This window comes from Tenacibaculum sp. M341 (assembly GCF_004337695.1).
Taxonomy (GTDB): Bacteria; Bacteroidota; Bacteroidia; order Flavobacteriales; family Flavobacteriaceae; genus Polaribacter.
Genome location: NZ_SJXJ01000016.1, coordinates 40,089 through 53,367, shown reverse-complemented (window position 1 = coordinate 53,367; position 13,279 = coordinate 40,089). Strand labels below are relative to the sequence as shown.

11 protein-coding genes are annotated in these 13,279 nt (G+C 29.6%); 9 read left to right on the top strand and 2 right to left on the bottom strand.

Annotated features, from left to right (window positions below; translation table 11 throughout):
• Nucleotides 1-7: 7 nt before the first annotated feature.
• A complete protein-coding gene (gene hutH / locus EYW44_RS16440) occupies nucleotides 8-1,498 on the bottom strand; it encodes a histidine ammonia-lyase (protein WP_132725061.1) in 1,491 nt (496 codons plus the stop codon).
• A 77-nt stretch (nucleotides 1,499-1,575) separates the two neighbouring features.
• Here hutH and EYW44_RS16435 point away from each other — a divergent pair, with 77 nt between their 5' ends.
• Nucleotides 1,576-2,466, top strand: coding sequence for a LysR family transcriptional regulator (locus EYW44_RS16435; protein ID WP_132725059.1), 891 nt, complete (start codon nucleotides 1,576-1,578; stop codon nucleotides 2,464-2,466).
• Nucleotides 2,467-2,504: 38 nt separating this feature from the next.
• On the opposite strand, the gene EYW44_RS16430 is transcribed toward EYW44_RS16435, so the two are convergent.
• Nucleotides 2,505-4,670, bottom strand: coding sequence for an alkaline phosphatase D family protein (locus tag EYW44_RS16430; protein ID WP_132725057.1), 2,166 nt, complete (start codon nucleotides 4,668-4,670; stop codon nucleotides 2,505-2,507).
• A gap of 198 nt (nucleotides 4,671-4,868) precedes the next feature.
• On the opposite strand from EYW44_RS16430, the gene EYW44_RS16425 reads away from it, so the two are divergent.
• The 8 genes from EYW44_RS16425 (at nucleotide 4,869) to EYW44_RS16390 (ending at nucleotide 13,254) form a co-directional block, all read left to right on the top strand.
• Nucleotides 4,869-5,192: a hypothetical protein gene (locus EYW44_RS16425; protein WP_132725055.1), complete on the top strand. Its 324-nt coding sequence runs from the start codon at nucleotides 4,869-4,871 to the stop codon at nucleotides 5,190-5,192.
• Nucleotides 5,168-5,998 (top strand): M15 family metallopeptidase, encoded by an 831-nt coding sequence (locus EYW44_RS16420; protein WP_132725053.1) that lies wholly within the window; start codon nucleotides 5,168-5,170, stop codon nucleotides 5,996-5,998. Before EYW44_RS16425 ends, EYW44_RS16420 begins: the two co-directional genes overlap by 25 nt.
• 74 nt (nucleotides 5,999-6,072) lie before the next feature.
• A complete protein-coding gene (locus EYW44_RS16415; RefSeq protein ID WP_132725051.1) occupies nucleotides 6,073-9,528 on the top strand; it encodes a methylmalonyl-CoA mutase family protein in 3,456 nt (1,151 codons plus the stop codon).
• 213 nt (nucleotides 9,529-9,741) lie between these two features.
• On the top strand, nucleotides 9,742-10,362 hold the full coding sequence (locus tag EYW44_RS16410; RefSeq protein WP_132725049.1) for a hypothetical protein: 621 nt from the start codon (nucleotides 9,742-9,744) through the stop codon (nucleotides 10,360-10,362).
• 179 nt (nucleotides 10,363-10,541) lie between these two features.
• Nucleotides 10,542-11,021, top strand: a complete 480-nt coding sequence (locus EYW44_RS16405; protein ID WP_132725047.1) for an SMI1/KNR4 family protein — start codon at nucleotides 10,542-10,544, stop codon at nucleotides 11,019-11,021.
• Between the two features lie 35 nt (nucleotides 11,022-11,056).
• On the top strand, nucleotides 11,057-11,737 hold the full coding sequence (locus EYW44_RS22495) for a hypothetical protein (RefSeq protein WP_207893806.1): 681 nt from the start codon (nucleotides 11,057-11,059) through the stop codon (nucleotides 11,735-11,737).
• A gap of 35 nt (nucleotides 11,738-11,772) precedes the next feature.
• On the top strand, nucleotides 11,773-12,327 hold the full coding sequence (locus tag EYW44_RS16395) for a nucleoside monophosphate kinase (protein ID WP_132725045.1): 555 nt from the start codon (nucleotides 11,773-11,775) through the stop codon (nucleotides 12,325-12,327).
• Between the two features lie 81 nt (nucleotides 12,328-12,408).
• Nucleotides 12,409-13,254: a helix-turn-helix domain-containing protein gene (locus tag EYW44_RS16390; RefSeq protein WP_132725043.1), complete on the top strand. Its 846-nt coding sequence runs from the start codon at nucleotides 12,409-12,411 to the stop codon at nucleotides 13,252-13,254.
• Nucleotides 13,255-13,279: the final 25 nt, after the last annotated feature.

Below are 13,279 nucleotides of genomic sequence, written 5' to 3'. Positions count from 1 at the left end.
TCAATTTTTATTTAACTATAAACTGCTCTTCTTTAACCAAATTAATTAATGCGTTAATATCATCTTTCAATACTCTATCCTCTTCTAATTTAGCAACTTTACTTCTAATTAAGCTGAAATTTTCTTCAATAATTACTGAAAAAGTATTTGGACGCCTAAATTCCATTGCTTGAGCAGCATACATAAACTCAATTGCTAATATTTTTTCTAAGTTCCCTAAAATCTGATTGAACTTTCTTCCTGAAATACTTCCCATAGAAACATGATCTTCTTGACCTAAAGAAGTAGGAACACTATCTGCTGAAGGTGGAAAACACAAAGATTTGTTTTCTGTTACTAACGCTGCTGTGGTATATTGAGGAATCATATACCCAGAGTTTAACCCACCTGCTTTAGTTAATAATCTTGGTAAACCATATTTACCTTCCAATAATAAATAACATCTTCTATCAGAAATATTACCTAATTCTGAAACTGCAATCGAAGCATAATCTAATGCCATTGCTAATGGTTGACCATGAAAATTACCTCCAGAAATGGCTTCAGTATCACTTAAAACAATTGGGTTATCTGTTACAGCATTCATTTCTGTTTGTACCAATTCTTTTAAATGATAATATGCATTTCTGGAGGCTCCATGAACTTGGGGAATACATCGCATAGAGTACGGGTCTTGTACTCTACTACATTGATAATGATTTTCTAAATTTTGTGAATCTTTTAAAAACATTCGCATGCGTGCCGCTACTTCTAAGTTCCCTTTAAAAGGTCTTATTTTATGTAACTCTTCTTTAAATGGAGAAGCACTTCCTTGAAAGCCTTCTAAACTCATTGCTCCAGCTAAATCTGCCAAATCCAATAAGTATTCCATTTTTCGTAAGCCTATAATAGCATGCGCTAAAATAAATTGTGTTCCGTTAATTAATCCTAAACCTTCTTTTGCTTGTAGTTTTAAAGGTGCTAGATTATGTTGTTTCAACACTTCTTTTGCTGATACAATCTTGTTATCAATCCAAAATTCTCCTTCGCCAATTAATGGTAAAAAAAGATGTGATAACGGAGCTAAATCACCCGATGCTCCAACGGAACCTTGTTTTGGTACCATTGGTAACAAATCGTTTTCTATAAAATATATAATACGTTCTATTAACTCTAAACGCACTCCAGAATACCCTTGACATAAAGCATGCACCTTACAAATCATCATTATTTTAGATAACTTTTTATCAATAGGTTCTCCAACACCAACCGCATGAGTAATTAATAAGTTTTCTTGTAGCTTACTCGTTTCTTCTGGCGTTATTTGAACATCACACAAAGGACCAAAACCAGTATTAATTCCATACACAGCTTTATCTGAACTTGCCATTTTTTCTACCTTATCTCTACACTCTAAAATATTTTTTTGAGCCTCTTCATCTACAATAGCTTTAAGCTTTCCTTCAGCTATAGAGAGTATTTTGCTAGTAGTTAATATATCTATACCGTATCTAAACATTTCTTTAATTTTCTATTTACAAAGTTATTCTTACTTTTGATAACCTTCAATATCATTTAAATCAACATTCAATAACTATGAGTAATCAAATAGAGTTTCGTCATTTTAAATATTTCTTAGCTGTAGCAGAAGATTTACATTTTAGAAAAGCTGCAGAACGCTTATTTATTTCTCAACCTGGCTTAAGTAGACAAATAAAACAAATGGAAGAAGATTTAGGGATTCAACTGTTTGTAAGACATAATAGGAAAGTACAACTTACCCCTGTAGGTGTTTATTTAAAAAAAGAATTGACTCAGCATTTAAAAAACATAAATTACAGTTTAGAGTATGCCAAATTATTGCAAGAAGGTAAACTAGGTACTTTAAAATTTGGCTATGTTGGTTCTGCTATGCAACACATTATTCCTGAAATATTAGTTCGATTTAAAAAAAATCATTCTGATGTTACATTCAGCTTCAAAGAAATGGACAACCAAAAACAAATAGCACAACTACTTACAAATGATATTGATATTGGTTTTGTAAGATTAGATAGAGCGCCGAGAGATATTGAAATGGCTGCTATTTTAAAAGAACCTTTTTGTTTGGTATTACCTAAAAATCATCCTATAAATAATTCTAATTACAAGAATTTATCACAATTAAAAGATGAACCTTTTATCTTATTCGATCCTTCTTATAGCCCTTCTTATTACGAAAAAGTAATGCAAATTTTTGATGATAGTGGTTTCTCACCAATTATCTCTCACAATACTATTCATGCTGCATCAATTTACAAACTAGTTGAAAATAATTTTGGTTTATCAATAGTTCCAAAATCCTTACAACAAGGTTACGATGTAAACGTAAAATTTATAGAGCTAAATGAAATAGAGCAACGTACTACACTCTCAGTAGTTTGGAACAAACAAAATAGAAATCCCATCTTAAATTCTTTAGTTGAAGAAATAAAAAAAGCATTCTAAATAAATTTAGAGTGCTTTTTTTGTAAAATGTATACTGATTACTTTACTATAATTTGTTTTACTGTTTTATTTCCTTGTGATTTAATATGAAGAAAATAATTACCAGCAGCCAAGGAATTAATATTAAAATTAAGATTATAAATACCTGCTTCTTGCTTTTTATTTAACAATAAAGTATTCACCAATTGTCCTTTAACATTAAACAACTCAACAGTTACTTCTGTTGTATTTTGAATTAAATAATGTACATTTCCTTCTTCACTCATTGGATTAGGATATACTCCCATTACTATTAAACTTTCCTGTGCTTCTTTTTTATTTTCATTATCAAAGTTTAACGGCTGTTTACCATAATTTGATTTAGCGCTTTGAATTGCTTGTCTATTCGTTTCAACAATACCACATCCATTTTTATTTACATAGTATCCTTTATGGTAAAATTCTCCTGAACTAGGTTTGGTTACATCATTAATATAAAACCAATCTGCTTGCACTCTGTTTTCTTTTACATCTAACACAAAATAACCATGTGCATCTAAATCAACTTCTTTAATATGTCTGTTTAATAATCTTGTATAAAACTCTGCAATTCCTGAAGCAATTCCTCCAAAAGCATCTAAATTTTGAGAGGTTACACTAGGCACTACAAATTCAGATCCAATACAATCACCATCATATTTTAAATCTCCAGCAAAAGTACTGTGAATATCTCCCGTTAAAACCACTACATTTTTTATATTATTATTTGAAATATGCTGATATAACTTTTCTCTTTCTTCAGAAAAACCATCCCAAGCATCATTTGTAGGAACTCCCCTATAATTCATCATCATTACTTGATTTCCTATAATTTTCCATGTTGCAGATGAACTTGATAACTTATTTAATAACCAACTAAACTGAGCTTCTCCTAAAATAGATTTATAGGTAGCCTTTTGAGCAGTTTTTTTACTTTTAGTAGCTTTTGCCAATAATACCTCTAATTGCGTTTGATTTTCTTTTGAAGCTAAATTTCTTTTGCCTTCATTTTTATAACTATAAGCTACACTCGCAAATTTGTCAACTACATAATTGAATTCTTCTTCGCTAAGATTTTTAGTATTTATAAAATAAGGAGCAATCTTTTTTATTGCTGATTTTAAATCGGCTATTGTATTTAAAGAACTCTCAGCAATAATTTCTTTTATTTCAGATTTTATTTGCTTTTTAGAAGCAATACTCATTTTATTAGAAGTACCTGCATTTTCTCCTCTTCCTTCTATTCTTGTATCTAACATTAATAAATCAACCAAACCACCGTATGAAAAATCTCTATACAATCTGTATTCTTCTATAGAATTTGCTCTTACAGGCATCCATTCAAAATAAGCTTTATAAGCATTATTTTTTCTTACTTCCCAACTCCCTTCTGTTGCAGGATCGTGATTTTCTGCTCCAAATTTATTTGCATCGTTTGAAAACTCGTGATCATCCCAAATTAAAATAAACGGATGCTGTTGGTGTAATTTTCGTAACATTGGATCTAATCGGTAGTATGAATAACGTACTCTATAATCACTCAAAGTAATCGTTTCATTCTTTGGTAAATGTCCTCTACCAACTTCATCATTATACCCATAACCTCCACTTTCATATTCATATATATAGTCACCTAAATGAATAATTGCATCTATATCAGTTCTATCAGCTAACTTATCATACGCCTCAAAATATCCGTTTTGGTAATTAGAACAAGAAACTACTCCAAATCTTACATTATCTACATTTACTGTTGGTGATGTTCTTGTTTTTCCTATTTCTGATTTTAAATTGAAAGCTTCAAACTGATAATAATAAGTGGTATTCGGATTTAAGTTAGTTACATCAACTTTAACCGTATAATCTTTATTTTCATTCGTTTGTACAACTCCTTCCTTTACAATCGAATTCATTGCACTATCTGTTGCTACTTTCCATGTAACAGAAACCTCAGGAGTGTTTGCAGTAACTCTTGTCCAAATTATCACTGCATCTTTTAAAGGGTCACCTGATGCTACTCCATGATAAAAAGGCGCTAAAGAAGCATTGAAAAAATCAGAAATTTGTTCTGAATTGTTTCTGTTAATTTTAGTAATCGTTGCTGAATTCTTTTGTTGTGATGTAGCCGAAAAAGCACCACATAAAACAAATAATAAAAAGACAAAAAGCTGTTTTGTTTGTTTCATTTTTAAATTAATTTTAATTGGATATTGTTAATATTGGGCGCGAAACTACTCTTTTAACACACAAATTATTATGCATGCATAATAATTAACGAAATGTTAAATCATATAACACTTTAATATTCTTTGCGTCTAAAAACTAACATTAGAGTAACTATTTGTTAATGTGTTTTTGTAAATTCAGAGTATTAAAAATTAAGATTGATTTTAATTTCAAAACATATCGTTCCAAAAGGGTTTAGTGGTATTACTTTATATCCTTTTATTTTTCTTAGATATAAAAATCTTAAGAAGAATAAATTATTGATAAACCATGAAAAAATTCACTTACAACAACAGTTAGAATTATTAATTGTATTCTTTTATATTTTCTACGGATTGGAATGGTTTGTAAAGCTGATAAAGTATAAAAATAGTTATCTTGCTTACAAAAATTTGAGCTTTGAAAAAGAAGCTTATCAAAATGAATCTAATTTAGACTATCTTAAAAACAGAAAAATTTGGACTTTTATAAAATATCTTTAAAAATATTCATCACTTTTTGTGTCTTCGGATCCTTAACCAATTGTAGTTCTCAACAAAAAAAGGACAAAAAAGATAAAGAACAAGCTTTGCCTGTTGAAGAGAATAAGGTTATAGAAAAAGCAGATACTATTATACTGAAAACAACTTCTAAATATCCTGCTTACGTAACTAAAGAATATGTATTGGGTAAATTCGATTACACTAAAAATAAAGACTTTATTAAAATTCCTAAAGAGTTTTCATCTGAAGTAAGGTATTTAAGAAAAGAAGTTTTTGACATGTTTCATAAAATGGCTACCGAAGCAAAAAAAGAAGGTGTTGTTTTAAAAATAGTATCTGCTACAAGAAACTTTGCACATCAAAAAAGAATTTGGGATTACAAATGGACTGATAAATATAAAAAGTATCCTGAAAATGAACGTGCTTTAAAAATTTTAGAATACAGTTCTATGCCTGGTACTTCAAGACATCACTGGGGAACAGATTTAGATATTAATGATTTGGAAGATGAATACTTTTTAAAAGGAAAAGGAAAAAAAGAATACGAATGGTTAGTTAACAATGCCAACAAATTCGGGTTTTACCAAGTATATACTTCTAAAAAAAATGGTAGAACTGGTTATAACGAAGAAAAATGGCATTGGTCTTATACTCCACTTTCTTCTATTTATTTAAAATATTACAATCAACACATTACTAACAAAGACATTACAGGCTTTGAAGGTGCTAAGTTTGCTAGTGATATTGATATGCTAACAAACTATGTAAATGGTGTAAACCCTAAAATATTGAACTTTAAACGCTAAGCTTTTCTTAAATAGTTCTTCTTTTTTTTGAGTTTTTCGTAAATTGCAACACAATATAACAACTAAATTTACGAATGGAACAAATAGCACCGTACAAACCTAAACATAAAGTAAGAATAGTAACTGCTGCCTCTCTTTTTGATGGACATGATGCTGCCATTAATATTATGCGTAGAATTATTCAATCAACAGGAGTTGAAGTTATTCACTTAGGTCATGATAGAAGTGTAGAAGAAGTAGTAAACTGTGCTATTCAAGAAGATGCAAATGCCATTGCTATGACCTCTTACCAAGGTGGTCATAACGAATACTTTAAGTATATGTATGATTTACTTAAAGAAAGAGGAGCTGGTCATATCAAAATTTTTGGTGGCGGTGGTGGTGTAATCCTTCCTGAAGAAATTAAGGAATTAATGGATTACGGAATTACCCGAATTTATTCTCCTGATGATGGTAGAGAAATGGGATTACAAGGAATGATTAATGATTTGGTAAAACAATCTGACTTTCCTGTAGGAGATAAATTGAATGGTGAGGTAAAACATTTACACGAAAAAAATATAGGAAGTATTGCTAGAGTAATATCCTCGGCAGAAAACTTCCCAGAAGTTTCTAAAGAAACAATGGATATTATCCATAAAAAAAATGAAACTTCTACGACTCCAGTATTAGGTATTACAGGTACAGGTGGTGCCGGAAAATCTAGTTTAGTAGATGAACTAGTGCGTCGTTTCTTAATTGATTTTCCTGAAAAAACTATTGGATTAATTTCTGTAGATCCTTCTAAACGTAAAACAGGCGGGGCTTTGCTTGGTGATAGAATTCGTATGAATGCTATTAATAATGAACGTGTATACATGCGTTCTTTAGCTACTCGTCAATCAAACTTAGCTTTATCTAAATATGTAAATGAAGCAGTTGAAGTTTTAAAAGCTGCTGAGTTTGATTTAATTATTTTAGAAACTTCTGGTATTGGACAATCTGATACTGAAATTATTGAGCATTCTGATGCTTCATTATATGTTATGACTCCTGAATTTGGAGCTGCTACACAATTGGAAAAAATTGACATGTTAGATTTTGCTGATTTAGTAGCTATTAACAAATTTGACAAACGTGGTGCTTTAGATGCGATACGTGATGTTAAAAAACAATACATGCGTAATAATAATCTTTGGGATGTACACATGGATGATATGCCTGTATACGGAACAATTGCTTCACAGTTTAACGACCCTGGAATGAATTCGCTTTATAAAGCAATTATGGATAAGGTTGTTGAAAAAACTGGAGCAGATTTAAAATCTAGCTTTGAGATTACCAAAGAAATGTCTGAAAAGATATTTGTAATCCCGCCAGCTAGAACGCGTTATTTATCTGAAATTGCAGAAAGTAACAGAGCTTACGATAAAAAAGTAGATGACCAAGAAAAGGTAGCTCAGAAATTATATGGAATTTTCCAAACTATAATTTCTGTATTAGAAGTCAAATCAACTCAAATAGAGTTATCTCTTTTAACAAAAAACGGAATTGACCAAGACACTATATTTTCTTTAGGTGAAGCTAAAAAAGAATCTAAGATATTTTTAACGCTTCTTATAGATCAATTCGACAAGATCAAATTAAACCTTGACCCTCATAATTGGGAAATTATTTTAAACTGGGCTACGAAGGTTAAAAAGTATAAAGATCCTATTTACACGTTTAAAGTACGTGATAAAGAAATTAAAATTGAAACGCATAGTGAGTCATTATCACACAGTCAAATTCCGAAAGTAGCTTTACCTAAATACAAAGCTTGGGGTGATTTATTACGTTGGAATTTACAAGAAAATGTTCCTGGAGAATTCCCATATGCATCTGGATTATATCCTTTCAAAAGAACAGGTGAAGATCCAACCAGAATGTTTGCTGGTGAAGGTGGACCAGAGCGAACTAACAGACGTTTTCACTATGTAAGTTTAGGAATGCCAGCAAAGCGTTTATCTACCGCTTTTGATTCGGTAACTTTATACGGAAATGATCCAGGACACAGACCTGATATTTATGGTAAAATTGGAAATGCAGGAGTATCTATTTGCTGTTTAGATGATGCTAAGAAATTATACTCTGGTTTCGATTTAAGTCATGCTATGACTTCTGTATCTATGACAATTAATGGACCAGCACCAATGTTACTTGGTTTCTTTATGAACGCTGCTATTGATCAAAACTGTGAGAAATACATCAAAGAAAATGGCTTAGAAGCTAAAGTAGAAGAAAAATTAAAAGAATTATATGATAATAAAGGCTTAAACAGACCTAAATATAATGGTGACTTACCTGAAGGAAATGACGGACTTGGTTTATTACTTTTAGGTGTAACGGGTGATCAAATTTTACCTGCTGATGTTTATGCTGAAATTAAAGCGAATACCTTAGCACAAGTTCGTGGTACAGTTCAGGCTGATATTTTAAAAGAAGATCAAGCTCAAAACACTTGTATTTTCTCTACAGAATTTGCATTGCGTTTAATGGGAGATGTTCAGGAATACTTTATTGAAAAGAATGTTCGTAACTTCTACTCTGTTTCTATTTCTGGATATCATATTGCTGAAGCTGGAGCAAATCCAATTACACAGTTAGCATTAACTTTAGCAAACGGGTTCACTTATGTAGAATATTATTTATCAAGAGGAATGGATATCAATAAGTTTGGACCAAACTTATCGTTCTTCTTCTCAAATGGTATCGATCCAGAATATGCTGTAATCGGACGTGTTGCTCGTAAAATTTGGGCAAAAGCATTGAAATATAAGTATGGAGCTAATCCACGTGCTCAAATGTTAAAATATCATATTCAAACTTCTGGACGTTCTTTACATGCCCAGGAAATTGATTTTAATGATATTAGAACTACGTTACAAGCCTTATATGCAATTTACGATAACTGTAACTCTTTACACACGAATGCGTATGACGAAGCTATTACAACTCCTACAGAGGAAAGTGTACGTAGAGCCATGGCTATTCAGTTAATTATTAATAAAGAATTAGGATTGGCTAAAAATGAAAATCCAATTCAAGGTTCATTTATTATTGAAGAATTAACTGACTTAGTAGAAGAAGCGGTATTAACTGAATTTGATAGAATTACTGAGCGTGGTGGAGTTTTAGGAGCAATGGAAACTATGTATCAACGTTCTAAAATTCAAGAAGAGAGTTTATACTACGAAACTTTAAAGCATACTGGTGAATTTCCTATTATTGGTGTAAATACTTTCTTAAGTTCTAAAGGTTCTCCTACTGTAACACCTCAAGAAGTAATTCGTGCTACAGAGGAAGAGAAATTATTCCAGATAAAAACAAAAGAAAGCTTAAATGAAGCCAACAAAGACGAAGTTGCTAAACAATTAAGTTCAATTCAGCAAGCTGCTATTCAAAATGAAAATATTTTTGATTGTTTGATGGAAGCTGCAAAAGTTTGTTCTTTAGGTCAAATTACCGCTGCTTTATTTGAAGTTGGTGGTCAGTATAGAAGAAATATGTAATTGAAATTGATTACAGATTATAACATCAAAGCAGTTAAAAGGATATTTCTTTTTAACTGCTTTTTTCTTTAAAACAAAGTAAATTCCCCCTGTAACACTCTCAAACATTTCATTGAAAGAATTATCTTTGTTGTAAGCTTGAAACTCTTGATTTAAATCTTTTTAAATTTAGTTTTTACATAACTTTTAACATTAAAAAAACTACTGCTAGAAATGAGAACTTATCCAAAGGACATTAAAAAACTTGAAGAGAAACATAGCTTTAACTTTCCTATAAATCAACAAAAATTGGAGCGTATACAAAGTGATGTTATTTTACGTCACGATATTACTTTTTTATTCTTAAAATCAAGAATATTAAATACTTTAAGAGAGAAAGAAGAATTTAAAAATAGAGTAACTCATGAGTCCTTTTTAGATAAAAAAATTGGCAGTACTGACAGACTTAAAATTTATAATGCTATTAAAAATAAGGTTCATCTATCTGTTCATAAAAAAGGTTCACGATCTTCCTTGTACCCTTATCTTATTTTAGTTGCCTTTCTTATTCCGTGGATTTGTTATTTAATTTTCTTTTCTAAAGAAGAGATAACTGCCTTGTTTTCATTTGCCAATCCTAAACTTTTTGCGCTACTCTTTTTTATTGGAGTGTCAATTGTTACTATTTTTGATTATAAGTTTGGATATTTATTTAAAAATCCCACACCTTACATTGACACAAGAGTTAAAACTATTAGAGAGTTTATTTGTAGTTTAATTAGACAGAATAGAAATGATATTAAAAGTAAATTTGAAATCATTTTTAACAATGATCTTGAGAAGGTGAATCAGTAAGACATATTTTTATTTTTTTTAAGACTATTATGAATACCACATGAGATCTGTTCAATACTCAGAAAAAATATTAAAACAGGATTATTTTATGAGGGGAATTTTATTCGGATTATTAATGATAATATGATAAACAGGAACTAATTCAACCTTAATTAAATCAAATTACAACAACTGTAACAATGAAAAATAAAATCATATTTAAAAACCCTTTAGAAACTACAGACTCTGATATAAAAGACATTGAAGAATTCACTGGTTTTATTCTTCCAGAAAATATAAAGGCTTTCTTTAAATTTTATGCTAATTCAGAAATTATGTTTAATGATAATACTCAATGTTTTTTTGATTTAATTTACAAAGACGGATGGGATACCGATGATGCACTTCAACAAGTTGAATCCCTAAAATCTATAAAGGAAAAATGGGAGCATCGTGGCTACTTAAAACAATTTCAAAAAGAATTTGATGTAAACTCTGAATATGTTGACCATGAAAAACTTTTCCCTTTAATAGAAACATATGGAGGTGCACAAATTTATATAGCTATAGGTGGAGATTATGACGGTAAAATTTTTCACGTTGATAATGGTGATTTTGGATTCTGTTATTTAACAGAATCTTTAGATGAACTTTTGAATAAATGCTATTCCATAGCATAAGAAATATCTGTATTATACTTTTTGCTAGTTAAACAATGAACATTAAAAATTTAAATCCCAACCATTCTTTAAGCGACAAAATAATTAAAGAGGGAAAAACTCCTTTTAAATTATGGCTTGAATTTGAAATATCATGCCCTTGGGATGATATTGAAAATGACTTTGCTAATATTGCTGTTGATACATTAGACGGTAGAAATTATGGAATAAATGTATGGACGTATCAATTTCTTCAAACAGCTATTAATGAAGACAGAGAAAATGGAAATAATTTAAACGGTCTTTATCAAATACCTCCTGACTTATTTGTAAAAGAATTAAGTAGAAATTGTATTGAAAAAACAATAATTAACTTACTAGAAACAGGAAATTTAGAAGAAGTACTCAATATGTCTATTTTTTCATTGAAATACTTACCTCCTTACATTGATAGCATAGACATAGAAGATGATGAAATTGAAGTTCTAATAAATGAACTAAGATTTCAATTACCTGATGACCATATATTACAAAATGAACAATTTGAATTAGCTGCAAAAACAACCAATAGCAATGACTTTATATTTAAAGTAGATAATGAACAAATAGTAGCCATCAACTTAAATTTAAAATCTGATAAAGAATTAAACAAACAGATTACAACCAGAATTTACAATAACGAAAAAGATTTTTGGGATAAAGAAATGAAACAAAACCTCATTGAATTTAAAGCTTAATTAACTCCTCATTTAAAACTCAATTATAAGTTACTATGAAAAACTGTCACATTTTATTATCAGAAAGTTTTACTTATATAAGTTTATTTGAAAAGATACTGGAAAGAAAATTTAACCTGCAAAAAGTTTCTATTAAAGAACTTATCAAAAATAGTTTATCTGATTTATCTGATAACTATCTATCTAAAAAAGTTAAATCTTACATACAATCAGGAGAATTGATTCCTACAGAATTAATTACTAAAGTTCTAATAAATGAAATAGCATCAATTCAGAAAGGAATATTAATCATCGACTATCCAAAAACTAAAGAACAATATTTTCATCTCGAAAAATCACTTGACCAACAAGATATCCAAATCGAAAAGTTATGGATATTACAATTAAATAATATTGATAAAATACTTTCCGAAGAACGAGATGAAAAAACAAGAAAAAGGATAATCGAAAGGTTTGAATTATTGAAAATCAGAAATAAAAAAATTGAAGAAACCGTCAATAAAAACACAACTGTAATTAAAATAAATTTTGATTACTATAAAGACTGGAATGAGGAAGAAATGGAGAAACTTATTAGCAACAATTTATAATACTTCTTTTTAGAAGTTTACCTACTCTCTCCTATTCATTAAAATTATTTAGCTTTGTTTTTATAAAATCCTTCTATATAAATGCCACGTACCATATTTGAAAATATTGTAATTCAAAACTTTCAAGAAAAAATGTCTATCGGCTTTTGTCAGTACACAGCCATTCGTTTTTTTGAAATACTCTTAATTGAAAAAGGTAATGGTGAATTAAATATTAACGGACACAATGTTCCATACGAAGACAATCACATTTTTATATTTATTCCTAATGATAAATATAACTTCGAAATAAAAACTCCAACCACAGTATCTGCAATAAAATTTTTAAACAGCTTTTTCGGTAACTTTTCTTTACAAGATGACACCTCACAAGAAAAAGAATGGTTTAAAAAAATTGAAACTATCTTCTACAGTGCAGACAGAGTTAAAAACATAAATCTAGATTCTGAATCAGAAAAAAACAGTTTCTTAGCGCTATTCAATGTTCTTTTTAATGAGTACAATAATAAAAACTTAAAAAGCGAACTTATTCTAAAAGCGACATTACATTCTATACTTCATATAATTTCAAGAAATGTAAATGTAGCTACCGTTAAAAAAGAAACTTCTAAAATTCAGGATATTGTAAACTACATTCATTATCACATTCATGATAGTAGTATGCTTTCCAATAAAATGATTGCTGCTGAATTCAATATTGCTGAAAACTATGTAGGACAATATTTTAAGAAACAGATGGAAATCAGCTTAAAAAAATACATTCTTAATTACAAAGTTAAATTAGCTGAAACCCGTTTAAAATATACCAATTTTACTATTTCAGAAATTGCCATAGAACTAGATTTTACCGACAGCAGCCACTTAGATAAAACATTTTTATCATACAAAGGAATGACAGCTAGTAACTACAGAACTAGCCAAAAATAACCTCAACTTCGTTTTTTACTAAAAC